Source organism: Nocardiopsis changdeensis, assembly GCF_018316655.1.
GTDB lineage: Bacteria > Actinomycetota > Actinomycetes > Streptosporangiales > Streptosporangiaceae > Nocardiopsis > Nocardiopsis changdeensis.
In genome coordinates, this window is the sequence record NZ_CP074133.1 from 2,331,477 (window position 1) to 2,353,941 (window position 22,465).

Here is a 22,465-nt window from a genome sequence, read left to right on the forward strand (position 1 = left end):
TCAGCCTGCGAGGATGTCGCGGACCATCGGGATGACCCGGGTCCCGTACAGTTCGACCGCGCGCATGCGGTCCTTCGCCGGGGTGGACCCGGAGGAGTAGATCAGGTCGAACCGGCCCACGCCCAGGGCCCGGACGGCCGCCGCCACCTTGCGGGCCACGGTCTCGGGCGAGCCGACGTACATCGACCCGTGGGCGATCTCGGACTCGAACTCCTCCGGGCGCAGCGGCGGCCAGCCGCGCTGGGCGCCGATCCGGTCGCGGATGACCTTGTACCGCGGGTAGAAGATCTCCCTGGCCTGCTCGTCGGTGTCGGCGATGAACCCGGGCGAGTGCATCCCCACCGGGTGGGCGGGGGTGCCGAACTGCGCCGCGGCGCGCTCGTACAGCTCGGTGTAGGGCTTGAACCGGGTCGGGGACCCGCCGATGATGGCCAGCATCAGCGGCAGCCCGTGCCGCGCGGTGCGGATGACCGACTGCGGGGACCCGCCGACGCCGACCCAGGTGGGCAGCCTCCCGGACTCGGTCTTGGGGAACACGTCGGCGTTCTCCAGGGGCGCGCGGACGGTGCCGCTCCAGGTCACCGGCTTCTCGTCGAGCAGCTTGACGAAGAGGTCGAGCTTCTCCTCGAACAGCGCGTCGTAGTCGCGCAGGTCGTAGCCGAACAGCGGGAAGGACTCGGTGAACGAGCCGCGGCCCAGGATGACCTCGGCCCGCCCCTGCGACAGGGCGTCCACCGTGGCGAAGCGCTGGAAGACCCGCACCGGGTCGTCGGAGCTGAGCACGGTCACGCCGGAGCCGAGCCTGATCCGGGAGGTGCGCCCGGCGATCCCGGCCAGCACGGTCTCCGGTGTGGAGATGGCGTACTCGGGCCGGTGGTGCTCGCCCAGGGCGATCGCGTCGACGCCGATCTCGTCGGCCAGCACGGCCTCGTCGACGACCTGGCGGATGGCCGCCCCGTAGGAGAGCGGTTCCCCGTTGCCGTCCTCGGGGACGTCGCCGAAGGTGTCGAGTCCGAACAGCAGGTCAGACATGGTTCTCCTCCTCGGCGGGAGGCTTCGGCCCCCGGCCGCATGTTGATTGACGCGTCAATTATGCGATCATATGATTGACGTGTCAATAAGGAGGCCGTGGATGAGCGACGACACACCGGTGCGGCGGCGCAGGCGCCTGCCCACCCGCGAGGAGCTGCGTGACTGGCGCGTGTTCACCGAGACCTCGGACGCCCTGCGCGCCGAGCTGTCCGCGCGCCTGCAGAACGAGACGGGGCTCTCGCCGTCCGACTACCGGGTCCTGCTCGCCCTCTCCGAGGCCGAGGGCGGGCGGCTGCGCTCCTCGGAGCTGGCCGACGCCGTCGAGTGGGAGCGCAGCCGCCTGTCCCACCACCTCAAGCGCATGGAGCGGCGCGGGCTGATCCGCAGGGAGGACTGCGCCGTGGACAACCGGGGCGCCGAGATCGTCCTGGAGGAGGAGGGGGCGAGGGCCTTCCACGGTGCGACCGTCCCGCACCTGACCGCCGTCCGCGAGCTCTTCGTCGACGCCCTCACCCCGGAGCAGATCGCCGCCGCCGGGGAGATCGCCCGCGCCCTGCGCGCCCACCTGGACGCGCGCCCCGCCTGACCCGCTCTGCGGCCGGGCGGGAGGGCGTGTGCGCCAGGGCCGCCGCCTCCCCCGGGGCACGGGAGGCGGCGGGAACGCGTCCGCTCCCCGGGGCCGACGGCCCCGGGGAGCGGACGTTCCGGTTCAGCCCGCCGCCGCGACGGCCCCGCCGTAGAGTTTCCGCAGCGGAGCGGGGTCGGGTTCCACCACGTGGTCGGTGGTTCCGGTGTCCAGGAGCGCCTCCAGGTACTCCAGGCAGACGTGGTACCCGGTGGCGGTGCGCGCGGCCGCGTCGGGGTCGGGGCCGAGCCGGGTGGTGAACGTCAGCAGCGTCCCCCCGTCGGCCTCCGCCGCCTCCCACCGCAGGACGTCGCCGTCCCAGGTCCACTCGAACACCGACGGCGGATCCCACACCCGGATCTCGCCGCGCAGGGGGGCGTCGTCCTCCTCCCCGGCCCCCGCCGGCCAGAAGGGCAGCTCGATCGCGGCCCCCGCCCGGCGCTCGCCGACGATGTCGCAGGGCAGCCAGTGGGCGAGGTGCCCGGACTCGGTGATCGCCTCCCAGACCTTCGGGCGGCCGTGCGCGAACCCGCGCCGGAAGCGCAGCTCCCAGCCGTCGTCCGTCCGGCGCACGGCGGCGGCCCGCTCGTCGGTGTCCATTGCTTCCTCCCCGGTGTCGCGTGTTCTCGGAGCGCCTCGGTCCCTACCGCTCGAGCTGCTGGACCAGCCCGAGGAGGTGGCCCTCCGGGCTCTCGAAGTCGGACCAGGCCAGCGCGCCCTCGATCTCCTGGCGCTCGCCGGTCCCGATGCCCGCGTCCGCGAGGCGGCTCCGCTCGGCGTCCAGGTCCCCGACCCCGAGCAGGACCTTGGCCCCGGCCCGTTCGGCGCCCTCGTCGCCCGTGGTCAGCAGCAGGCTCACCCCGTCGCGCAGGTCGAACTCGACATCGGTGGGGGAGGGCTCGCCGGACGGACCGTGCCCCAGGACCCGGGTGTACCAGGCGGTGGCCGCCCGGAGGTCCCTGACCGGAAGGTTGATGATCACCAGGGCGGGCTTCAGGCCGTCGGCCATGGGTGCCTCGTTTCCGTTCGGTTCGTCGGGGGGCGGAGCCGGGCTCCGTATCTTCAAACTAACATTCTTCGTACATCCATTCGAAGGATTTCCGGGGAAACGGAGTGTCGCAGGCCGGGCCGGGCCGGAACCGGCGCCGCGGCCCCGCCCCGGTCCGGTTCAGGCGGCGGCGTCGAGGCGGGCGCGCTGGTCCTCGGTGAGTTCCAGGTCGAGGGCGCCCAGGCTCTCCTCCAGCTGCTCCACGGAGGAGGCGCCCACCAGCGGGATGACGGGCAGCTCGTGGCCGATCTGCCAGGCCAGGACCACCTGGTTGGGGGTGGCGCCGGTCTCGGCCGCGACCTCCCCCAGGACCGCGAGCCGGGCCGCGGTGCCCGGGTGGTCGTAGTCGCGGGGCAGCGGCTTGTCGGCGCGGGTGTAGGCACCGCTGAGCAGCGGGGTGTAGGCCACCAGGGTCAGCCCCGGCTCGGCCTCCAGGTAGGTGAGCAGGTCCGGGCCCGCGCCGCCGATGTTGCCGTACCGGCACAGCGGGTCGCCGATGTCGGTGCGCGGCCGCAGGTAGCTGTGCTGGTACTGGAGCACCTCGTAGCCGGGCAGGCCCGCGGCGGCGGCCAGGGCGCGGGCGCGCTCCACACGCCAGACGGAGTGGTTGCTCACCCCCAGCATCCCCACCGAGCCCTCCTTCACCAGCTCGGCGAAGCCCTCGACGGTCTCCTCCAGCGGCGTGCCCCGGTCCTCGATGTGCGCGTACAGCAGGTCGATCCGCTCCAGGCCCAGGCGCTCGCGGCTGGCCTCGGAGGATTCGCGGACGGTCCGGGCCGACAGCCCCTCGGCGTTGTCGGTGTAACCCGTCCCCGGGGCGAGCGGGCGGGCGCCGAGCTTGGTGGCGATGAAGAGCTCGTCGCCGACGCCGCGGCTGCGCCGCCAGCGGCCGATCACCTCCTCGCTCTGGCCGCCCTGGTCCCCGTTCTCCCAGAACGCGTAGTTGTTCGAGGTGTCCAGGAAGGTGCCGCCGGCCTCGGCGTAGCGGTCCAGGATGGCGAAGGACGTCTTCTCGTCGGTGCGCGTTCCCATGAGCATGGTGCCCAGGGCGAGGGCGCTCACCTCGCGCCGGGTGTCGGGGCCGGTGCCGATGGTGCGCTGACGCATGGGGGTTCCTCCCGTTCGCGGCCCGCTCTCCGCGGGTCCTGGAACAGGAGTCTGCGACCTGGAGCGCACTCCAGGTCAAGCCCCCGGGCCGATGTCACCCGGCGCGAGGAGGCGTCCGGTCCGCGCGCCTTCAGCGCTCGCGGCCGTGGGCGGCCACCGCCAGCGGGCAGAACACCGCCACCAGACCCGCGGACCAGGCCAGGGAGGCGGCGATCGACGACCCGGCCGGGGTGCCGGTGAGCAGCGCCCGGCAGGCGTCCATCACCCGGGTCACCGGGTTGACCTCCGCCCAGGCCCGCAGCCAGTCCGGCAGGGTGTCCACCGGCGCGGCCAGGCTGGTGCCCAGCAGCAGCGGCAGGAACGCGACGAACGCGATCGCCAGCACGGTCCCCTCGCCGCGCACCAGAACGCCCAGGAACACCGTCACCCAGCTCAGCGCGAACCCGAACCCCATGGCCAGCGCGGCCGCCGCCAGCGCCGAGCCGGCGTCGGTGGTGACCCGGAACCCCAGGAGGGCCCCGATCGCGAACAGCAGCGCCACCGCCAGCGCGTACCGCACCACGTCCGCCAGCACCGACCCCCACAGCGGGGCGGAGCGCCCGATGGGCAGGCTGCGGAACCGGTCGTACACGCCCTTGCGGCGGTCGACGTTGATGCTCACCCCGCTGGCGAGCATCCCCGACAGGCCCGCGCCCATCACCAGCACCCCGGGGAAGAGGTACTGGAGGTAGTCGCCGGTGGACCCGGACACCGAACCGCCGAAGAGGTACACGAACAGCACCATGAACAGCGACGGGGTGACGACCCCGTTGACGATGGCCCCCGGGTCGCGGACGGACCGGGCCAGGCCGCGACGGGCCAGCAGCAGGCTGTGCCGGACCAGGGCGCCGGGCCGCGGGGGTGCCGCGGCGGGCGGGGCCGCCGGAGGGACGGGCGAGGGGGAGAGGGAAGGGGTGTTCATGCGGCGGGCTCCTCGTCACGATGGCGGGCGTCCCCGGTCAGGGCGAAGAACACCTCGTCCAGGCTCGGCAGGTGCAGGGAGAACTCGATCACGGGCACGTTCCGGGCGCGCAGCCCCTCGGCCACCCGCCAGGCGGTGTCGGCGTCCTCCACGGGCGCCGACAGGGCGGTCCGCCCGGTCCGCTCGGGGGCGCGGCCGGTGACGGAGGCGAGGACCGCGGCGGCCGCGTCCATGTGGTCCGGGCCGCCCGGGCGCACGGACACCGCCTGGCCGCCCACCACGCGCTTGAGCTCGGCGGGCGTGCCCTGGGCGATCACCCGGCCGCGGTCGATGATGCGGATGTCGTCGGCCAGCGCGTCGGCCTCCTCCAGGTACTGCGTGGTCAGCAGCACCGTCGCCCCCTCGGCGGTGACCTCGCGGACCATCCGCCACAGCTCCTCGCGCCGCCCCGGGTCCAGCCCGGTGGTGGGCTCGTCCAGGAACACCACCCGCGGCCGGCCCACCAGGCTCGCGGCCAGGTCCAGCCGCCGCCGCATCCCGCCGGAGTAGCCGGAGACGGGCCGGTCGGCGTCCCCGGCCAGGCCGAACCGGTCCAGCAGTTCGGCGGCGCGGGCCCGGGCCGCGCCCCGGCGCAGGTCGAGCAGGCGGCCGATGAGCTCCAGGTTGCCCCGCCCGGTGAGCTCCTCGTCCACGGTGGCGCTCTGCCCGGCCAGGCCGATGAGCCGCCGCACCCGGGCGGCCTCGCGCACCACGTCGAACCCGCCCACGCGGGCGCTCCCCGCGTCCGGGCGGGCGAGGGTGGCCAGGATGCGCACGGCGGTGGTCTTGCCCGCGCCGTTGGGGCCGAGCACGGCCAGCACCGTGCCCGGGGCGGCGGACAGGTCCACGCCGTCCAGGGCGACGGTCTTCCCGAAGCGTTTGACCAGGCCCTCGGCCTGGAACGCGGGTTCCTCCACGGCTCCGCCTCCTTTCAGATGATGACAACATTCAGATGATGAGAGTATCCGAATGCCGCTGGCATCTCAACGTAGGATGGGTGGACGCCACCAGACACGGGGGAGGGGCATGGTCCGGCTCACGAGGGCGCAGCAGCAGGCCCGCAACCGCGCGCGGGTGCTGGCCGCCGCCGCGGAGGAGTTCGCCGAGAGGGGGTTCCACGACGCCAGGATCGACGGCATCGCCGCCCGGGCCGACCTCACGCGGGGGGCGGTGTACTCCAACTTCCCGGGCAAGCGCGCCCTGTACTTCTCGGTGCTGGCCGACGCCGCCGAACGCTCCGACCCCGCCCGCGACCCGTCCCGGCCCCCGGCGGACGCCCCCGGCCCCGCCGACCCGGCGGCCGCGCTGGGGGCCTTCGCCCGGGCCCGGCTCTCCCGCGTCCCGCTCACCGGCTCCGACGAGCCGCTGGGCACCGCGGCCGGGCTCACCCCGGAAGTGCTCTCCGACGCCCCGGTGCGCGGCCTCTTCGCGCAGCTGGTCAAAGTGGAGGCCGTCCTGCTCGCCCTGTCCCTGGAGGCCCTGGCCGGCGACGGCCGCCGCCGGGTCCGGCAGGCGCGGGCCGTCCTCACCGTGCTCCACGGCGCCGAGCGCACCGCCGCCGTCGCCCCGGGCACGGTGGACCCCTTCACCGTCATCCGGACCTGTGAGCACCTGGCGGGGCTGGACCTGGACGACCCCGAGCCGCCCCACCTGGCCCACATCGGCCCGGCCGAGCCCGCCGACGACCCCTGGGAGCCCCCGGAGGCGGTCGACCCGGCCACCGGCGAGCGGGTCGGGTTCGGTGCCGACGGCGTGGTGGCCGTCCTGGGGCCGGGCCGCCTGGAGGCCGTCGAGGACGCGCTGCGCGCCGCCGCCGACACCGACGCGGTCACCGCGGTCCTGGCCACCGACGACCCCGCCGAGCACGGGCCGCTGCTGCACGCCTTCCTGGCGGACCTGTACCGCCACCTGGCCGCGGCCTTCCCCGCCCGCGCCGTCCCCCGGGCACGGCTGGTCCTGGACGCCGCCGGCGCCGTGGCGGCCGCGGTCGGGGCGGCCGCGGCGGAGGACACCGAGGTGGCGGTGCGCGTCGGCGGCGGTCGGATCACCGCCCGCGCCGCCGGCGCGCGGGCGGCCCACGCCGTGGCCGCCGCCCGCACCCCTGCCGGCTCTTGACCGCCCGGGGCGGCGGCCCCGCCCGGGACCGCCGCCCCGGAGGCGCCGCTCACCCCCGCCCGGTGTCGCCGCCGAGGGCCCGCAGGACGCGGGCGCGTTCGGGGTCCACACCGCGGGCGCGCAGGCGGGCGGCCTCGGCGGGGGCGAACCCCGCCACCGCCCACGCGGCGACCTCGCCGCGCGGGACGCCCGCGTCCCACCACGCGCGCAGCAGCTCCACCGCGTCGGCACCGAGGGAGCGGGCCTCGGCGGCCGTGAACCCCAGCTCGCGCAGGATCAGCGCCCGTGCCGGGTCGATCCCGGCCCGGGCCCAGGGCACCGCTTCCGGCCCGGCCCAGCCGGTGTCGGCGAAGGGGCGCGCGGCGGCCGGACCGATCCCGGCGGCCAGCAGCGCCCCCATCGCCTCGGCGCCCCCGTCCTCGGGGGAGGGGGCCGGGGAACCGCGCAGCAGCCGGTGCAGCATCCGGCGCACCGCGCTCCGCGGGTGCGGGCGCTCGCCCGCCAGGTGCCGCTCGGCCGCCTCCGCGTGCGAGTACCCCAGCTCGTGCCAGCGCACCGCCTCCCGCGGCGCCATCCCGGCCCGCAGCAGGGGCCGCACCGTGTACGGGGTCAGCCCGGCGGTGCGCCAGGACAGGGCGGGGCCGGGCCGGTACACCCCCGCGGTCCGCCACCGGTCGGCGTCGGCCAGCGCGAACCCGGCGCCGATCCACCGCCGGGCCTCGCCCACCTCGTAGCCGCGCGCGGTCCACTCGTGCAGGTCCTCCGGCCGTTCCGGGCCGTCGGGGTCGGACAACGTCTCCACGGGATGTCCCCTCTCTTCTAGTCCGCGTCCCCGGGCAGCGGCACCACGTGCGCCCAGGCGGGCGGTTCCGGAGCCGCGCCCCCGGCGACCAGGCCGACGACCACCGGCATCCGGGGCGGCGTGTCCGGCCACGGCGTGTCCCCGTCCGTGAGCACCAGTACCAGGTCGGGGCGCAGGCCGGCGGCCGCGGCGATCCCCTCGCGCAGATCGGTGCCGCCCCCGCCGACCAGCCGCACCTCCTCCACCCGGCGCACCGTCTGCACCGGGTGGGCGTGCCGGTCGCAGCAGATCACCCGCAGCCGCCGGCGGCCGCAGGCGCGCTCCAGCACCCCGGCGACCTCCGACACCAGCCGCCGCAGCACCGCGTCGCCGACGCTGCCCGAGGTGTCCACCACGACCGCCACGTCGGGGACGGGCGCGGCCGTCGCGGGCAGCAGCACCCGGCCGTGCGGCCCCGGCGGCCCCTGCCTGCGCGCGGGCCTGCGGTAGGTGAAGTCCACCCGCCCCGCGCCGTGGTACACCCCGCGCCGCAGGACCGCCCCCAGCCGGGCCCGCCAGTCCACCGCGGGCCGCAGCCGCTCCCGCGCCCAGCGCTCCCAGCCGCCCGGGACGTCCGAGCGCGCGGCGGCCCGCGCGACGATGTCGCGGGCCAGCGCCGCTTCCAGCACCGCCCGTTCCACATCGGACAGGGCGCCGCCGCCGGCGAGCTCGTAGGACCGTGCCAGTCCGTCCGCCGAACGGCCGCAGTCCACCAGCGCGGCCACCGGCCGCCCGCCGCGCGCCTGTGCCTCGTCCAGCACCTCGATCTCCGACAGGTACTCCTCGGCCAGCCGCCCCGGGGGCAGGCCCAGGGCCCGGGGCGAGACCACGCCGGCGGGGGACTCCAGCCCGGCCGCCTCCAGGTCGTCGTTGACCTCGGCGTCGGCGGCCCGGTTCCACCACCGGGCCGCCGGACCGCCGGGGTCCGCGGCCCCCTCCGGGACGCGGTCGGCGTGGCGGCGCACCAGGTGCCCCACACCGTGCAGCAGCCACCACCCGAACTCCCGCACCGGCACGGCCAGCGCGGTGCCGGGGTCGATGTGGACCCGCCAGCCCGGGTCGGTCGGAAAGGCGCGGAAGTCGGGGTCGGGTACGGGCTCCCCGGTCTCCTCGTCCCGGCGCGGCTCCAGCACGACCGGGGTGAGCGAGAACAGGGCGTGGGCCAGGTAGGGCGCCTGGGCGGCCGCCCACAGGCGGGCCGCGGCGAACCGGTCGGCGGTCCGCGCCGCGTGGTCGTTCACGCCGCCTCCCCGGGCATGAGCCCGGCCGCGCGCAGCACCGGGGCCAGTTCCAGCAGCGCCGCGGGCGGGACCGCCCCCGCCGGCCGGCGGGCCGCCAGGTCGCGCGCGGCCGCGGCCGCCACGTCCGGCACGTTCCGGGAGACACGGGCGACCACCTCCCAGGCCCGCTCCCACGCGGGGGCGCCGCCGTCGGCCGCCACGTGGGCGACCAGGGCGCCCAGCAGGGCGTGCAGCCGGTCGGCCCGGTCCGGCAGCGGCAGGCCGGGGTCGGCCAGGAGGCTTTCGGGCGAGGGCAGGTCCAGGGTGCGCAGCCACGACAGCACCTCGAACCCGGCGGCCTCGCCCACCGCGCCCGTCACCAGGGCGGCCACCGCCGCCTCCACGTCCGGTGCCCCGGGGTTGGCCCGTCCGGCGGCCAGCGCCAGCGCGGCCGCCTCCCAGCTGCGCGGACTGGGCCACCCCCGGCCCGCGGCGGCCGGGTCGCCGGGAACGGCGAGCACCAGTTCGGGGCGCACCCGCAGGAACGCCCCCACCGCCGAGCGGGCCGCCGCGGCCTGCTCCGCGGACGGTGCCACCGCCTCCCCGGCGCCGGAGGCGGGGAACCCGTGCGCGAACCCCGCGGCGATCTCGGCGGCGGACACCTCCCGGTCCAGGTGGACCAGGCGGTTGGCCAGCGGGGCCGACAGCTCCCAGCCGTCGGCGGCCAGGCCGGGCGGGTTGGCCGCGGCCACGATCCGCACCCCGGCGGGCAGCACGAGGTCGCCGACGGTGCGCTCCAGCAGGACGCGCAGCATCGCGGCCTGCACGGCCGGCGGCGCGGTGGTCAGCTCGTCCAGGAAGAGCAGGCCCTCCCCGGCCGCGGCCAGCCGCTCGGCCCAGCGGGGCGGGGCGAACCGGGTGCCGCCCTCATGCACGACGGGAAGGCCGGAGAAGTCCCCCGGCTCGCGGACGGAGCCGACGACCACCTCCACGGGCAGGTCCAGCTCGCGCCCCAGGGCGAGCACGGACGCGGTCTTGCCGGTGCCGGGGGCGCCCCACAGCAGGACCGGCAGGTTCGCGCGCACGGCCAGGGCGAGCGCGGTGCGGGTGCGGGCGGTGTCCTTCACGGGGTCCTCCGGGGCCGGGTGCGGATGCGTGGCGGGGCCGCGGACGGCCCCGACATGAGTCAACCTAGGTTGACTTCTCGGGGAAGTCAACCCCAGTTGACTTCCGTTGGACGGCCGCGCCCCCGCTCACGGCTCCGGCGGCTGGATTGCGCGGTCTCCGAACCGGGGTAGCGTGGAGGACGGAGGCGTCCCCCGCGACGGGGCCTGCGCCCCAGCCCGTGAGGAGACGTTCAGTGACACGCACCGGTGCCGACGGGCCCCTGCTCAAGTGCTCGTTCTGCGGCAAGGACCAGAGTGAGGTCCGCAGGCTCATCGCGGGCCCCGGCCATATCTGCATCTGCGACGAGTGCGTCGGCCTGTGCAACGAGATCATGGAGGAGGAGGACGCCGTCCTCCCCGCCGAGGACTCCTGGGATGCGTTGCCCAAGCCGCGGGAGATCTACGAGTTCCTGGATTCGTATGTGATCGGGCAGGAGCAGGCGAAGAAGGCGTTGTCGGTGGCGGTCTACAACCACTACAAGCGGGTGCGCTCGGAGGGGGAGCGTCCGGGTGGTGAGGATGTGGAGATCGCGAAGTCGAACATCCTGCTGTTGGGTCCGACGGGGTCGGGCAAGACGTTGTTGGCGCAGACGCTGGCGCGGATTTTGAACGTGCCGTTCGCGATCGCCGATGCGACGGCGCTGACGGAGGCGGGGTATGTCGGTGAGGATGTGGAGAACATCCTGTTGAAGTTGATCCAGGCGGCCGATTACGACGTGAAGAAGGCCGAGACGGGGATCATCTACATCGACGAGGTGGACAAGGTCGCTCGGAAGAGTGAGAATCCGTCGATCACGCGGGATGTGTCGGGGGAGGGTGTGCAGCAGGCGTTGTTGAAGATCTTGGAGGGGACGACGGCGAGTGTGCCTCCGCAGGGTGGGCGGAAGCATCCTCATCAGGAGTTCATTCAGATCGATACGACGAATGTGCTGTTCATCTGTGGTGGGGCGTTTGCGGGGTTGGACAAGATCATCGAGTCGCGTACGGGGCGGCAGGGGATGGGGTTCAACGCGGTGTTGCGGTCGAAGGAGGAGTTGGCGGGGGCGGTTTCGGTGAGGTGATGCCGGAGGACCTGTTGAAGTTCGGGATGATTCCGGAGTTCATCGGGCGGTTGCCGGTGATCACGAGTGTGCATGATCTGGATCGGGGGGCGTTGATCCGGATTCTGACGGAGCCGCGTAATGCGTTGGTGAAGCAGTATCAGCGGTTGTTCGAGTTGGACGGTGTGGGGTTGGAGTTCACGCCGGACGCGTTGGAGGCGATCGCGGAGCAGGGGATCATTCGGGGGACGGGTGCGCGTGGGTTGCGGGCGATCATCGAGGAGGTGTTGTTGTCGGTGATGTACGAGGTGCCGTCTCGTGAGGATGTGGGTCGGGTGATCATTTCGCGGGAGACGGTGATCGACAACGTGAATCCGACGATCGTGCCGCGGGCGCAGATCGAGCCCGAGCACCGCAAGAAGTCCGCCTGACACCTCGCCCCGCGCCCCGGACCGGGGACACGCGGGCCCGCCACCGCCCCTTCGCCGCGTTCGTGGTGTGAGATGGCGCAAGGGGGTGGTGGTGCGCATGGCTCTGACGGACCCGGAGGGCGAGTACCTGTTCGACGAGCTGGTCCGGTCGGTGCACGACCGGGGGCCGCTGGAGGTCCTGGAGGCGGTCGAGTCCTACGCCGCGGCCATCGGCCTGGGCCGGATCATCGTCTACGTGGTCGACATCCAGCAGCGCCTGCTGGTCCCGCTCACCGAGGGCGAGCCCCTCCCCGTGGACGGCACCACCGCGGGCAGCGCCTACCGCTCCGAGACCCTGCGCCTGGTCGAGGCCGAGGGCTGGCTGGAGCTGTGGCTGCCGCTGCGCGACGGCGTCGACCGCATGGGCGTCCTGTGCGTGTGCGCCCCCTTCCTGGACGAGCCCACCCTGCGCCGCTGCCAGACCCTGGCCTCCCTGCTGGGCCTGGTCATCACGTCCAAACGCGCCTACAGCGACACCTACGCCCGCCACACCCGCACCCGCCCGGTGCACCTGCGCACCGAGATGCTGCGCGCCTTCCTGCCGCCCCGCACCCTGGGCACCGCCCGCGGCATCTCCACCGCCGTCCTGGAACCCGCCTACGAGCTGGGCGGCGACGCCTTCGACCACTCCCTCACCAAGGACGTCCTGCACGTGGCCATCCTCGACGCGATGGGCCACGACCTCGCCTCCGGCCTGACCGCGTCCGTGGCCATGGCCGGCGCCCGCAGCGCCCGCCGCAACGGCGCGGGGCTGAGGGAGCTCACCGCCGAGGTGGAGGAGGCGCTCACCGCCTGGCTGCCCGAACGCTTCTGCACGGGCGTCTTCGCCACCCTGAACCTGGGCAACGGCCTGTTCTCGTGGGTCAACTGCGCCCACCCCGCCCCGCTGCTCATCCGCAAGGGGCGGCTGGCCCCGGGCGCCCTGGAACGCGACTCCGAGCTCCCCCTGGGGCTGGCCGAGATCGGCGCGGGCACCGCGCGCACCGTCCACGAGCTCCGGCTCGAACCGGGGGACCAGGTCCTGCTCTACACCGACGGGGTGACCGAGGCCCACGACGGGCAGGGCCGCATGTTCGGCCTGGAACGGTTCGCCGACTTCATCATCCGCGCCACCTCCGCCGAGGAGCCCGCCCCCGAGACACTGCGGCGGCTCATCCACGCCATCCACGACCACCAGCGCGGCAGCTTCACCGACGACGCCACCATCGTGCTGCTGGAGTGGACCCCCGACGGGCCCGGCGCGGACCGGACCCCGCAGGCGTGAGCCGCACGCTCACCACAGGGCCAGGACCCGGCTGGGCCCGCCGGAGGCGTCCGCGCCCGGCAGCACGCCGACGGTGAGCAGGGCGCCCGCGGGAGGCAGCCGGTCCAGGCCCCGCAGCGCCTCCAGGCCCCACCGGTCGGCGCGGCCCACCACCTCGTGGGCCTCGAACGCCGCGGACACGGCCGGGTCGGTGCTGAGCGTGTCCACCCCGGTGCCGACGATGCCCCGCCGGGAGATCAGGAAGTCGCAGGCCTCCGCCGAGAACCCGGGGAAGTGCCACGACCCGTCCCCGTCCGTACCGCGCACCGCGGCGTCGCCCCGTTCCCAGCGGGCGCTCCACCCCGAGTGCATGAGCACCGCGGCGCCGCGCGGGATCTCCCCGTGCGCGTGCTCGAACGCCAGCACGTCGTCCACCGTCACGGAGGTGTCGGGGTCCTCGGCGGCCCGGGCGGAGATGTCGATCACCGCGGCGGGCGCCACCAGTTCCTCGGGGCGGATGTCCGGCACCATCCTGCCCCCGCCGATCACGTGGCCGGGCGCGTCCAGGTGGGTGCCGGTGTGCTCGCCCAGTGTCCACCGCTGCACGTAGAACCCGAACTCGCCGTCGGGGGCGGGCCCGGAGACCGTCTCCCGGCGCGGCTTCTCGTCGTCCCACCCCGGCAGGGACGGGGTGATCACGTGGCTGAGGTCGGCGACGTGCCGGTACCCCCGCGGCCACGCGGGGGGCTCCGCCGGGGGCCGTCCCCCCGCGGAGGCGGTGGCGGCGGCGTCCCCGGCCGTCCGGGCCCGGACGGTCTCACCGGTTCCGTGCAGACACATGTGCCACCCCTCGCGCTCGCTCCACCGCGGTACGCCCGGCCCGCGGGCGCTGCCACCCTACCGGGCCGGGCGGGGGTTCGGCCGGGGGCGGGGCGGGGCAGGAAGCAGGGGCGAGGACCCCTGCGAACCCGGAGACGCCGATGCCCCAGACCCCCGCCGACCCCTGGTGGAAGTCCGCCGTCGTGTACCAGATCTACCCGAGCAGCTTCCAGGACGCGGACGGCGACGGCCTGGGCGACCTGCCCGGCGTCATCGACCGGCTCGACTACCTGCACACCCTCGGCGTGGACGTGGTGTGGCTGTCGCCGGTGTACCCCTCGCCCCTGGCCGACAACGGCTACGACATCAGCGACTACCTCGGCATCCACCCCCGGTTCGGGACCCTGGCCGACTGGGACCGGCTGCGCGACGGCCTGCACGAGCGCGGCATGCGGCTCGTCATGGACCTGGTCGTCAACCACACCAGCGACGAGCACCCCTGGTTCGCCGACTCCCGGGCGTCGCGGGACTCCCCCTACCGCGACTTCTACTTCTGGCGCCCGGGCCGCGGCGACGGCCCGCCCAACAACTGGGGCTCCGTCTTCTCCGGCCCGGCCTGGACCCGCGACGACGCCACCGGTGAGTACTTCCTGCACCTGTTCACCCGCAACCAGCCCGACCTGAACTGGGAGAACCCCAAGGTCCGCGAGCAGGTGCACGACATCGCCCGCTGGTGGCTGGACCGGGGCGCCGACGGGTTCCGGATGGACGTCGTCAACTTCGTGTCCAAGGCCCCCGGGCTGCCCGACGGCCCCGTGCCCCCCGGGAGCGGGTACGGCCTGTTCGCGGAGTACTCCATCAACGGGCCGCGACTGCACGAGTTCCTCGGCGAGCTGCGCGACGCCGCCTTCGCCGGGCGGGACGTGCTCACGGTGGGGGAGATGCCCGGGGTGAGCGTGGAGCAGGCCCGGGCGCACACCGATCCGGTGGACGGGGAGGTGTCCATGGTGTTCCAGTTCGAGCACGTGGACCTCGACCACGGGCCCGGCGGCAAGTTCGACCGGGTGCCGCTGGACCTGCGCCGCCTCAAGGGCTCCCTGGACCGCTGGCAGCTCGGGCTGGCCGACCGGGGGTGGAACAGCCTCTACCTGAACAACCACGACCAGCCCCGGGCGGTGTCCCGGTTCGGCGACGACGGCGAGCACCGGACGGCCTCGGCCAAGACCCTGGCCACCACGCTGCACATGATGAAGGGGACCCCGTACGTCTACCAGGGCGAGGAGCTGGGGATGGCCAACGCCGGCTTCTCCGACATCTCCGAGTACCGCGACGTGGAGACCCACAACCACTACCTCCACGCGATGGCCGCGGGGGCCGACGAGGCGCGGGTGATGGCGGGGATCGCCCGGATGAGCCGGGACAACGCGCGCACCCCGATGCAGTGGGACGCCTCGCCGAACGCCGGGTTCACCACCGGCACCCCGTGGATCGCGGTCAACCCCGACCACACGGAGGTCAACGCCGAGGCGGCGCTGGCCGACCCCGACTCGGTGTTCCACCACTACCGGCGGCTCATCGCGCTGCGCAAGGAGCACCCGGTGGTCGTCCACGGGGCCTACACCCCGCTGCTGCCCGAGCACCCGGCCCTGTACGCCTACACCCGAACGCTGGACGGCACGGTGCTGACGGTGCTCGCCAACTGGAGCGCGGACACGGTGGCGGTGGACGCCGCCCCGGCCGTCGCGGGCCCCCGTCCGGAGCTCCTGCTGGGCACACACCCGGCGGCGGAGGAGGGGGTGTTCGCGCCGCTGCGGCCCTGGGAGTCGCGCGTGCTCCTGTCGCGCTGAACCCGGCGTGCGCGCCGGTGACCTGCGGTGGCCGCCGTCCCGGTGATTTCAACTTTTTTGAAATGCGGGCCAGGTGAGGTTAGACTAACCTTCGTTTGCCGGGATCATCCCGCTTCGCCCCTTTGCGCCTCCCCCGGGTCTCCCGACCCGTGCGCAGCGGTCGCCTGCCCAAAGCGCGGCCGATCCTCACCGAGAAAGCACCTGTGCACATGGACTCCACCCTGCGCCGCGCCGGCGGCATCGGAATCGCGGCCCTGCTGACCCTGGGCCTCGCCGCCTGCGGGACCCCCGCCGAGGAGGAGGCCCCCGCCGCGGAATCGGCCGACGGCGCCTTCCCCGTCAGCATCGAGAGCGCCCTGGGCACCGCCGAGATCCCCGCCCAGCCCGAGCGGGTCGTCACCCTGGGCCAGGGCTCCGCGGAGACCGCCATCGCCCTGGGCACCGTCCCCGTCGGCATCGAGAGCTACGAGTGGGGCAGCGACGAGACCGGCTACCTCCCCTGGATCCACGAGGCCGTGACCGAGGCCGGAGCCGAGCCGCCCACCCAGTTCGCCGGGGCCGACGACATCGACTTCGAGGCCATCATCGAGCTGGAGCCCGACGTCATCCTCGCCCCCTGGTCCGGTGTCACCCAGGAGCAGTACGACGTCCTCACCGACATCGCCCCCACGGTCGCCTACCCCGACCTGCCCTGGAGCACCGACTGGGACCAGCAGATCGAGATCATCGGGCAGGCCCTGGGCAAGCCCGAGGAGGCCGGGGAGCTCATCGAGGGCATCGAGACGCAGTTCGAGGAGGCCGCCGCGGCCAACCCCGAGTTCGCGGACCTGACCTTCTCCTACGTGTACAACACCGGCCCCGGCACCCTCGGTGTCTTCCTGCCCGACGAGCAGCGCGTCGCCATGGTCCGCGGCCTGGGCCTGCAGGTCGACCCGGTCGTCGAGACCTTCCCCGAGACCGAGGGCACCGACTCCGCCGTCATCGGCCTGGAGAACGCCGACAAGCTCGCCGACAGCGACCTGGTCTTCACCTTCTACAGCAGCCCCGAGAACCGCGAGGAGATCGAGGCCCAGGAGCTGTACCAGGCGATCCCCGCCGTCGAACGCGGCTCCGTCGTCGCCCCCGAGGACCAGCCCTTCGTCACCGCCTCCTCCATCATCAACCCGCTCACCGTCCCCTGGACGCTGGAGCGCTACGTGCCCCTCATCGAAGAGGCCGCCGCGAACCTCGACGGCTGACACGCACCGGTAAGGCGATTGTGAGAACACGCACGACGCCGCCCCGGACCGGCCCCGCCCGCGCCGTGCTCATGCTCGGCGCGGGCGTCGCCGCGCTGGCCGGGGCGATCCTGCTCAGCCTCGTCGCGGGCGGCAAGCCCACACCGCTCCCCGACGTGTGGCGGGTGCTCACCGGTGATGCCGACCCCTACATCACCACCGTGGTGCACAGCCGCGTCCCCCGGACCGTCCTGGGCGTCCTGGTCGGCGCGGCCCTGGCCCTGGCGGGCACCCTCATGCAGGGCGTCACCCGCAACCCCCTGGCCGACCCCGGGCTGCTCGGCGTCAACGCCGGTGCGGCCGCCGCCGTGGTCACCGCCACCGCGCTGTTCGGACCGACCTCGGTCACCGGCACCGTGTGGTGGGCGCTGCCCGGAGCGCTGGCGGCGGGCCTGGCCGCCTACGCCGTCGGCAGCCGCGGCGGCGACGCGGGCCTGGTCCGCCTGGTCCTGGCCGGGGCCGTGGTCTCCGCCGTGCTCATGGCCTACGTCCAGGCGATCGCGCTGAGCATGCCCGACACCTTCGACAGCTACCGCTACTGGGTGGTGGGCTCCCTGGCCGGGCGCGGCTTCGACGTGATCGTCGCCGTGCTCCCGGTCGTCGGCGCCGGGGTACTGCTCGCCGTGCTCACCATGGGCGGCCTCAACGCCCTGGCCCTGGGCGAGGAGGCGGCCACCGCCACCGGGGCCAACACGGCCTGGACCCGCTCGGCCGGGCTGGTGGCGGGTGTGCTGCTCGCCGCCGGTGCCACCGCCGCGGCCGGGCCCATCGCGTTCGTCGGCCTGGCCGTCCCGCACGTGGTGCGGGCCCTGGTCGGCGTCGACTTCCGGCTCCAGGTGCCCTTCGCGCTCCTGGCCGGCCCGGTCCTGCTGCTGCTCGCCGACGTGGCGGGCCGCACCGTGATACGGCCCATCGAGCTCATGGTCGGTGTGGTCACCGCGTTCGTCGGCGCGCCCGTGCTGCTGTACGCGGTCCGGAAGATGCGGACGACCTCATGAACCGAACCCTCACCGGACCCGCCCCGCAGGCCCCGGCCGCCACCCGCCGCGACCCGGTGCTGCGCCTGGGCCGGGCCCTGGCCCTGCCCGTCCACCCCCGCTCCCTGCTGTGGGGGGTGCTGCTGGTGCTCGCGGTGCTCGCCGTCGCGGCCGCCACGCTCTCCCTGGGGCGGCTCGGCATCCCGCTGACCCGGATCCCCGCCGTGGTCGCCGGCGGGGGAGAGGGCGCCGAGGCGTTCGTGTTCGAGCGCCTGCGCGGCCCCCGGCTGACGGTCGCCCTGGGCACCGGCGCCGCGCTGGGCCTGTCCGGCGCGCTCTTCCAGTCGGTCACCCGCAACCCGCTGGGCAGCCCCGACGTCATCGGGCTCGGCGCGGGGGCCGGGGCGGGTGCGGCCTGCGCCGCCCTGCTGCTGCCCGGCACCATACCGATCCCGCTGGGCGCGCTGGCCGGGGCGGTCCTGGCGATGGCCCTCGTGGCGCTGAGCACCGGGACCGGGCTGCGCCACCCCGGGCGGCTCATCGTCGCCGGGATCGGCGTGGCCGCCATGGCCCAGGCCTTCACCCACTTCGTGGTGTCGGTCATGGCCCGGGACCAGGCGAACGTGCTGTCGGCCTACGTCAACGGCAGCCTGGGCGCCCGCGACTGGGGCCACGCCGCGACCATCTGGGGAGCGCTCCTGCTCGCGGTCCCGCTGCTGGTGTACCTGGCCGGCCCCGTGGCCGTCAACGAGATGGGCGACGAGCTCTCCGACGCCCTGGGCGCCTCCGCGGCCCGCACCCGCACCCTGGCCATCGGCCTGTCGGTGGTGCTGTCGGCGGCCGCCGTGGCGGTGGCCGGGCCGATCGCGTTCGTGGCGCTGACCGCGCCGCAGATCGCCCGCCGCCTCACCGGGGCGGCCGGGCCCCACCTGGTCCTGTCCGCGGTCACCGGCGCCCTCCTGCTGGCCGCCGCGGACCTGGGCGTCCAGCAGTCGCCCGTCGGCGACGGCCTGCCGGTCGGCCTCTTCACCATGGCCCTGGGCGGCGTCTACCTGGGCCACCTGCTCATCCGCGAATGGCGAAAGGGAGTCCTATGAGCCCGGTACTGTCCGCCGAGGACCTCACCCTGGGGTACGGGGCCGAGCCGGTCGTGCGCGGCCTGGACCTGAGCATCGCCGACGGCGAGTTCACGGTGATCGTCGGCCCCAACGGGTGCGGCAAATCCACCCTGCTCAAGGCCCTGGGGCGGATCAACAGGCCGGTCTCGGGCCGGGTGCTGCTGCACGGCACCGACATCCGCTCCCAGCGCGCCAAGGCGGTCGCCCGTCGGATGGCGATGCTGCCGCAGAGCCCCACCGCGCCCGAGGGCATCACGGTGCGCGGACTGGCCGCCCGCGGCCGGTTCCCGCACCACACGCTGCTGCGGCAGTGGAGCCCGGCCGACGACGAGGCGGTGGACCGCGCCCTGGAGCTGACCGGGCTCTCCGACCTCGCCGACACCCGGGTGGGCTCGCTCTCGGGCGGCCAGCGCCAGCGGGCGTGGGTGGCGATGGTCCTGGCCCAGGACACCGGGGTGCTGCTGCTGGACGAGCCGACCACCTACCTGGACATCGCCCACCAGTACGACCTGCTGGAGCTCTTCGCCGACCTGCACCGGCGCGGCCGCACCGTGGTCGCGGTGCTGCACGACCTGGCCCAGGCGGCGCGGTTCGCCACCCGCCTGGTGCTCATGGACCGGGGGAGCGTGGTCGCCGACGGCACGCCCGACGAGGTCATCACGGCCGACCGGGTGCGGGAGGTGTTCGGGCTGTCCTGCGACGTGGTGCCCGACCCGCGCACCCGGACCCCGCTGGTGATCCCGCACGAGCGGTCCTGACCACCCGTCCGGGGCGCCCGCGGCCCCCGGACACCGGCGCCGCCCGGCCGAGGAGGCCGAGGGCGGCGGCCGCCCGGCTGCGGTGCCTTGCGGGCATGCCGCCTTCCTTCGGGGGAGGGCGGGCCCGGACGCCGGTGGTGTTCGGCCGAGGAGGCCGAGGGCGGCGGCCGTCCGGCCATGGCGCCCCGTGGGGCGTGCCGTGTCCGTTCGGGGCGGGCAGGCCGCCCGGGCTACCCCTCCCGGGCGGCCTTGTACTCCTCCCACTGGGCGAGGAGCGCGTCGTGGTGGTCGTCGAGCCAGGTCATGTAGTCGTGCATGTTCCGCAGCCGGGCACGGGCGTGGGGCCTGAGCCCCGGCAGCCGCTCCAGGGCGTCGGCCGCCAGCGCCTTCTGCCGCTGGAGGTAGGCGCGCTCGTTGCGCAGGAACCCGCCCCAGACGTCCTCGTCCACGGTGACGCGGCGGGTCCGCTCGCCGGGTGTCTCGACCAGGTCCACGAACCCGGCCTTGCGCAGCCGGCGCACCGCCTCCGACACCGAGCCGCGGCTCACCCCGGCCCCCTCGGCGATCTGCTCGGCACTGACCGCCTCGTCGTCGGCGACCAGCAGGTAGCCCAGGATGCGCCCCTCCGAGCGGGGTCCGCCCTGGGCGTTCCAGTGGTCCGCGAAGCGTTGGACGAAATCGTCCCGGAACCCCTGCTCCGCCTGGTTCTCCCGCTCTTCCGGCATGGGCACGACCCTATCGGTCACCGCCCGGACCGCGGTCCCGGGGCGCGGTCCGCGCGCAGCGACTCCAGCATGGGCTCCAGCGCCTCCCACACCGCGTCCAGGTCGCCCGGGCCGCTGCGGTCGGCCAGCCACAGCGCGGCCTCGTTCATCGCCCCGGAGAGCAGGTGCGCCGCGGGCTCCACCGGCCGGGGCGGCAGGACCCCCGCCGCCACCAGGTCGGTCAGCGCCTCGGTGAGGTGGCGGGCCGAGTTGGCCTCGTCCATCTCCCGCCAGGCGCTCCAGCCCAGCACGGCCGGGCCGTCGACCAGCATGATCCGGCGGACGTCGGGCGCGGTCGCGGCGGCGAGGAAGGCCCGGCACCCGGCGGTGAGCCGGTCCCAGGGGTCGGGCTCGGCGTCGGCGGCGGTGGCGACGGCGGCGGCGACCTCCTCCTGGACCCCCTCCAGCACCGCCCGGAACAGCGCGGCCTTGCCGTCGAAGTGGTGGTAGAGCGCGCCCTTGGTCACCTTCGCCGCGGCCACGACACCGCTGAGACCGACCTCGGCGTAGCCGTGTTCGGCGAACAGGCGGCGGCCCTCGCGGAGCAGGGTGCGGCGGGTCTGTTCGCGCTGCCGGGCGCGGACCCCGGTGGCCTCGGGCATGGGGCGGTCCTCCGATCTTTGACATACCGACGGTACGCGAATAGTCTAGTTCGCATACCGCTGGTATGTGAAAGGAAGCGTCATGAAGCTGAACTCCTTCTATCCGGTCCTGGGCACCGCCCGCCTCCCCGAGTCCCGCGACTTCTACGTCACCTGGTTCGGCTTCGAGGAGACCTTCGCCGCCGACTGGTACGTCAGCCTGCGCCGGCCCGGCCCGCCCGAGGTCGAGCTGGCCCTGCTGGACCCCGCCCACCCCACCGTCCCCGAGGGCTTCCGGGAGCCCGCCCGCGGGATCCTGCTGAACTTCGAGGTGGCCGACGTCGACGCCGAGTGGGAGCGCCTGGTGGTGCGCGGCGGCCTGCGCCCCGAACTGGCGATCCGCACCGAGGAGTTCGGGCAGCGGCACTTCATCGTGGCCGACCCCGGCGGGATCCTCGTGGACGTCATCACCGAGGTCCCGCCCGGCGAGGAGTACGCCGCGAACTTCCTGGACCGCTGAGCCCGCCGCGCCGCCTACCCTGGTGTCACCCCACCCCCGTCCCACCCAGCGGAGGCGACACCATGGCCCTTACCCTGGAACAGGCCTCGGAGCTGGCCGCCCGCGCGCACGCCGGACAGGTCGACAAGGCCGGCCGCCCCTATGTGGAGCACGTCTACGCGGTCCGCGACCTGCTGGCCGCCCACGGCGAGCGCGCCCAGGTGGCCGGGGTCCTGCACGACGTGTTGGAGGACACCGACCTCACCGCCGACGACCTGCGCGCCCGCGGCTGCCCCGAGGAGGTCGTGCGCGCCGTGCTCGCGGTCAGCCGCCGCCCCGGCGAGACCTACGACGAGCTCATCGCCCGCGCCGCCGCCGACCCGCTGGGCCGCCTGGTCAAGCTGGCCGACAACGCGCACAACTCCGACGAGGCCCGGCTGGCGGCACTGCCCGCCGAGCAGTCGGAGCGGCTGCGCACCAGGTACGCGCGGGCCCGCGCCGTCCTAGAGGGCGCCGAGAGCCGGGGAACGCTGATCGTCCTGTACAGCCCGCGGCCGGACGAGTGCCGGACCTTCTACCAGGGGCTGGGCCTGCGTTTCGTCCGCGAGCGCCACGGCTCCGGCCCCGAGCACCACGCGGCGGTCCTGGCGGGCGGCCTGGTGCTGGAGCTGTACCCGGCCACGGGGGAGCGCGCCACCGGCGCGCTGCGCCTGGGGTTCGCGGTCCCGGCGCACCGCACCGACCCGGCCCTGGCCCCGGGCCGGTACACGTTCACCGACCCCGACGGGCGGGCGGTCGACGTGCGCGCGGAGTGATCCGGGCGGCCTCCGGTGCACGTGCATTGATACCAGCCGGTCGGTATGCTGGACCGGACGTACGAACGGGTGCGCCGCCGCCGACGGCGGCGGCGGGATGGGA

Annotated in this window: 22 protein-coding genes and 1 pseudogene; 11 read left to right on the top strand and 12 right to left on the bottom strand. The window is 74.8% G+C overall.

Going from position 1 to position 22,465, the window contains the following annotated elements; all coding sequences use genetic code 11:
* The gene (locus KGD84_RS10650) at nucleotides 1-1,032 is read right to left on the bottom strand and encodes an LLM class flavin-dependent oxidoreductase (protein ID WP_220560112.1); all 1,032 of its coding nucleotides are present in this window, start codon (nucleotides 1,030-1,032) and stop codon (nucleotides 1-3) included.
* Between the two features lie 100 nt (nucleotides 1,033-1,132).
* Between KGD84_RS10650 and KGD84_RS10655 the strand changes: the two genes are divergently transcribed.
* Nucleotides 1,133-1,618, top strand: coding sequence for a MarR family winged helix-turn-helix transcriptional regulator (locus KGD84_RS10655; protein WP_220560113.1), 486 nt, complete (start codon nucleotides 1,133-1,135; stop codon nucleotides 1,616-1,618).
* 123 nt (nucleotides 1,619-1,741) lie between these two features.
* On the opposite strand, the gene KGD84_RS10660 is transcribed toward KGD84_RS10655, so the two are convergent.
* From KGD84_RS10660 to KGD84_RS10680, 5 genes are all read right to left on the bottom strand, one after another.
* Nucleotides 1,742-2,257 carry an SRPBCC domain-containing protein gene (locus KGD84_RS10660; protein WP_220560114.1) on the bottom strand — a complete coding sequence of 172 codons (516 nt, stop codon included), beginning with the start codon at nucleotides 2,255-2,257 and terminating at the stop codon, nucleotides 1,742-1,744.
* 43 nt (nucleotides 2,258-2,300) lie between these two features.
* Nucleotides 2,301-2,666, bottom strand: coding sequence for a VOC family protein (locus KGD84_RS10665; protein ID WP_220560115.1), 366 nt, complete (start codon nucleotides 2,664-2,666; stop codon nucleotides 2,301-2,303).
* 159 nt (nucleotides 2,667-2,825) lie between these two features.
* Nucleotides 2,826-3,812 (bottom strand): aldo/keto reductase, encoded by a 987-nt coding sequence (locus KGD84_RS10670; RefSeq protein ID WP_220560116.1) that lies wholly within the window; start codon nucleotides 3,810-3,812, stop codon nucleotides 2,826-2,828.
* Nucleotides 3,813-3,942: 130 nt separating this feature from the next.
* Nucleotides 3,943-4,773 carry an ABC transporter permease gene (locus KGD84_RS10675; protein WP_220560117.1) on the bottom strand — a complete coding sequence of 277 codons (831 nt, stop codon included), beginning with the start codon at nucleotides 4,771-4,773 and terminating at the stop codon, nucleotides 3,943-3,945.
* Nucleotides 4,770-5,729, bottom strand: a complete 960-nt coding sequence (locus tag KGD84_RS10680) for an ATP-binding cassette domain-containing protein (RefSeq protein WP_220560118.1) — start codon at nucleotides 5,727-5,729, stop codon at nucleotides 4,770-4,772. Before KGD84_RS10680 ends, KGD84_RS10675 begins: the two co-directional genes overlap by 4 nt.
* 109 nt (nucleotides 5,730-5,838) lie before the next feature.
* Here KGD84_RS10680 and KGD84_RS10685 point away from each other — a divergent pair, with 109 nt between their 5' ends.
* Nucleotides 5,839-6,927: a TetR/AcrR family transcriptional regulator gene (locus tag KGD84_RS10685; protein WP_260697208.1), complete on the top strand. Its 1,089-nt coding sequence runs from the start codon at nucleotides 5,839-5,841 to the stop codon at nucleotides 6,925-6,927.
* A gap of 49 nt (nucleotides 6,928-6,976) precedes the next feature.
* Here the strand turns inward: KGD84_RS10685 and KGD84_RS10690 are convergent, their stop codons facing one another.
* Genes KGD84_RS10690 through KGD84_RS10700 form a run of 3 tightly spaced genes read right to left on the bottom strand, consistent with a single transcriptional unit; the run spans nucleotide 6,977 to nucleotide 10,115 of the window.
* Entirely contained in the window at nucleotides 6,977-7,729 is a 753-nt protein-coding gene (locus KGD84_RS10690) for a hypothetical protein (RefSeq protein ID WP_260697209.1), read from the bottom strand.
* A gap of 17 nt (nucleotides 7,730-7,746) precedes the next feature.
* Nucleotides 7,747-9,009 carry a vWA domain-containing protein gene (locus KGD84_RS10695; RefSeq protein ID WP_220560120.1) on the bottom strand — a complete coding sequence of 421 codons (1,263 nt, stop codon included), beginning with the start codon at nucleotides 9,007-9,009 and terminating at the stop codon, nucleotides 7,747-7,749.
* Entirely contained in the window at nucleotides 9,006-10,115 is a 1,110-nt protein-coding gene (locus tag KGD84_RS10700; RefSeq protein ID WP_220560121.1) for an ATP-binding protein, read from the bottom strand. Before KGD84_RS10700 ends, KGD84_RS10695 begins: the two co-directional genes overlap by 4 nt.
* A gap of 233 nt (nucleotides 10,116-10,348) precedes the next feature.
* Between KGD84_RS10700 and clpX the strand changes: the two are divergent.
* Together clpX and KGD84_RS10710 are read left to right on the top strand one after the other, a co-directional pair.
* Nucleotides 10,349-11,625: pseudogene (clpX, locus tag KGD84_RS10705) on the top strand (ATP-dependent Clp protease ATP-binding subunit ClpX).
* A gap of 97 nt (nucleotides 11,626-11,722) precedes the next feature.
* A complete protein-coding gene (locus KGD84_RS10710; protein WP_220560123.1) occupies nucleotides 11,723-12,928 on the top strand; it encodes a PP2C family protein-serine/threonine phosphatase in 1,206 nt (401 codons plus the stop codon).
* Nucleotides 12,929-12,937: 9 nt separating this feature from the next.
* Here the strand turns inward: KGD84_RS10710 and KGD84_RS10715 are convergent, their stop codons facing one another.
* Entirely contained in the window at nucleotides 12,938-13,747 is an 810-nt protein-coding gene (locus KGD84_RS10715) for a cyclase family protein (RefSeq protein WP_220560124.1), read from the bottom strand.
* Between the two features lie 140 nt (nucleotides 13,748-13,887).
* Here KGD84_RS10715 and KGD84_RS10720 point away from each other — a divergent pair, with 140 nt between their 5' ends.
* The 5 genes from KGD84_RS10720 (at nucleotide 13,888) to KGD84_RS10740 (ending at nucleotide 19,703) form a co-directional block, all read left to right on the top strand.
* Nucleotides 13,888-15,573 carry a glycoside hydrolase family 13 protein gene (locus KGD84_RS10720; protein WP_220560125.1) on the top strand — a complete coding sequence of 562 codons (1,686 nt, stop codon included), beginning with the start codon at nucleotides 13,888-13,890 and terminating at the stop codon, nucleotides 15,571-15,573.
* Between the two features lie 209 nt (nucleotides 15,574-15,782).
* Nucleotides 15,783-16,811: an iron-siderophore ABC transporter substrate-binding protein gene (locus tag KGD84_RS10725; RefSeq protein ID WP_220560126.1), complete on the top strand. Its 1,029-nt coding sequence runs from the start codon at nucleotides 15,783-15,785 to the stop codon at nucleotides 16,809-16,811.
* Nucleotides 16,812-16,882: 71 nt separating this feature from the next.
* Nucleotides 16,883-17,848: a FecCD family ABC transporter permease gene (locus tag KGD84_RS10730; protein ID WP_220565667.1), complete on the top strand. Its 966-nt coding sequence runs from the start codon at nucleotides 16,883-16,885 to the stop codon at nucleotides 17,846-17,848.
* The gene (locus KGD84_RS10735; RefSeq protein WP_220560127.1) at nucleotides 17,845-18,924 is read left to right on the top strand and encodes a FecCD family ABC transporter permease; all 1,080 of its coding nucleotides are present in this window, start codon (nucleotides 17,845-17,847) and stop codon (nucleotides 18,922-18,924) included. The genes KGD84_RS10730 and KGD84_RS10735 overlap by 4 nt, the downstream gene beginning before the upstream one ends.
* Entirely contained in the window at nucleotides 18,921-19,703 is a 783-nt protein-coding gene (locus KGD84_RS10740) for an ABC transporter ATP-binding protein (protein ID WP_220560129.1), read from the top strand. The genes KGD84_RS10735 and KGD84_RS10740 overlap by 4 nt, the downstream gene beginning before the upstream one ends.
* Nucleotides 19,704-19,933: 230 nt before the next feature.
* Here KGD84_RS10740 and KGD84_RS10745 read toward each other — a convergent pair whose 3' ends face one another.
* Nucleotides 19,934-20,428, bottom strand: a complete 495-nt coding sequence (locus tag KGD84_RS10745) for a GbsR/MarR family transcriptional regulator (RefSeq protein ID WP_220560130.1) — start codon at nucleotides 20,426-20,428, stop codon at nucleotides 19,934-19,936.
* A 17-nt stretch (nucleotides 20,429-20,445) separates the two neighbouring features.
* Nucleotides 20,446-21,069: a TetR/AcrR family transcriptional regulator gene (locus KGD84_RS10750; RefSeq protein ID WP_220560131.1), complete on the bottom strand. Its 624-nt coding sequence runs from the start codon at nucleotides 21,067-21,069 to the stop codon at nucleotides 20,446-20,448.
* Nucleotides 21,070-21,151: 82 nt separating this feature from the next.
* Here KGD84_RS10750 and KGD84_RS10755 point away from each other — a divergent pair, with 82 nt between their 5' ends.
* Both KGD84_RS10755 and KGD84_RS33695 read left to right on the top strand, forming a co-directional pair.
* Complete coding sequence (locus KGD84_RS10755; protein WP_220560132.1) at nucleotides 21,152-21,568, top strand: VOC family protein; 417 nt, start codon at nucleotides 21,152-21,154, stop codon at nucleotides 21,566-21,568.
* Between the two features lie 62 nt (nucleotides 21,569-21,630).
* Complete coding sequence (locus tag KGD84_RS33695) at nucleotides 21,631-22,362, top strand: HD domain-containing protein (RefSeq protein WP_220560133.1); 732 nt, start codon at nucleotides 21,631-21,633, stop codon at nucleotides 22,360-22,362.
* The last annotated feature ends 103 nt before the right edge of the window (nucleotides 22,363-22,465 follow it).

Bases quoted from the DNA above. Each gene is read 5' to 3' on its own strand.
- KGD84_RS10660 (WP_220560114.1), bottom strand. From the start codon at position 2,257: ATGGACACCGACGAGCGGGCCGCCGCCGTGCGCCGGACGGACGACGGC.
- KGD84_RS10750 (WP_220560131.1), bottom strand. From the start codon at position 21,069: ATGCCCGAGGCCACCGGGGTCCGCGCCCGGCAGCGCGAACAGACCCGC.
- KGD84_RS10675 (WP_220560117.1), bottom strand. From the start codon at position 4,773: ATGAACACCCCTTCCCTCTCCCCCTCGCCCGTCCCTCCGGCGGCCCCG.
- KGD84_RS10665 (WP_220560115.1), bottom strand. From the start codon at position 2,666: ATGGCCGACGGCCTGAAGCCCGCCCTGGTGATCATCAACCTTCCGGTC.
- KGD84_RS10710 (WP_220560123.1), top strand. From the start codon at position 11,723: ATGGCTCTGACGGACCCGGAGGGCGAGTACCTGTTCGACGAGCTGGTC.
- KGD84_RS10655 (WP_220560113.1), top strand. From the start codon at position 1,133: ATGAGCGACGACACACCGGTGCGGCGGCGCAGGCGCCTGCCCACCCGC.
- KGD84_RS10745 (WP_220560130.1), bottom strand. From the start codon at position 20,428: ATGCCGGAAGAGCGGGAGAACCAGGCGGAGCAGGGGTTCCGGGACGAT.
- KGD84_RS10740 (WP_220560129.1), top strand. From the start codon at position 18,921: ATGAGCCCGGTACTGTCCGCCGAGGACCTCACCCTGGGGTACGGGGCC.
- KGD84_RS33695 (WP_220560133.1), top strand. From the start codon at position 21,631: ATGGCCCTTACCCTGGAACAGGCCTCGGAGCTGGCCGCCCGCGCGCAC.
- KGD84_RS10755 (WP_220560132.1), top strand. From the start codon at position 21,152: ATGAAGCTGAACTCCTTCTATCCGGTCCTGGGCACCGCCCGCCTCCCC.
- KGD84_RS10670 (WP_220560116.1), bottom strand. From the start codon at position 3,812: ATGCGTCAGCGCACCATCGGCACCGGCCCCGACACCCGGCGCGAGGTG.
- KGD84_RS10650 (WP_220560112.1), bottom strand. From the start codon at position 1,032: ATGTCTGACCTGCTGTTCGGACTCGACACCTTCGGCGACGTCCCCGAG.
- KGD84_RS10715 (WP_220560124.1), bottom strand. From the start codon at position 13,747: ATGTGTCTGCACGGAACCGGTGAGACCGTCCGGGCCCGGACGGCCGGG.
- KGD84_RS10730 (WP_220565667.1), top strand. From the start codon at position 16,883: ATGCTCGGCGCGGGCGTCGCCGCGCTGGCCGGGGCGATCCTGCTCAGC.
- KGD84_RS10720 (WP_220560125.1), top strand. From the start codon at position 13,888: ATGCCCCAGACCCCCGCCGACCCCTGGTGGAAGTCCGCCGTCGTGTAC.
- KGD84_RS10725 (WP_220560126.1), top strand. From the start codon at position 15,783: ATGGACTCCACCCTGCGCCGCGCCGGCGGCATCGGAATCGCGGCCCTG.
- KGD84_RS10735 (WP_220560127.1), top strand. From the start codon at position 17,845: ATGAACCGAACCCTCACCGGACCCGCCCCGCAGGCCCCGGCCGCCACC.
- KGD84_RS10685 (WP_260697208.1), top strand. From the start codon at position 5,839: ATGGTCCGGCTCACGAGGGCGCAGCAGCAGGCCCGCAACCGCGCGCGG.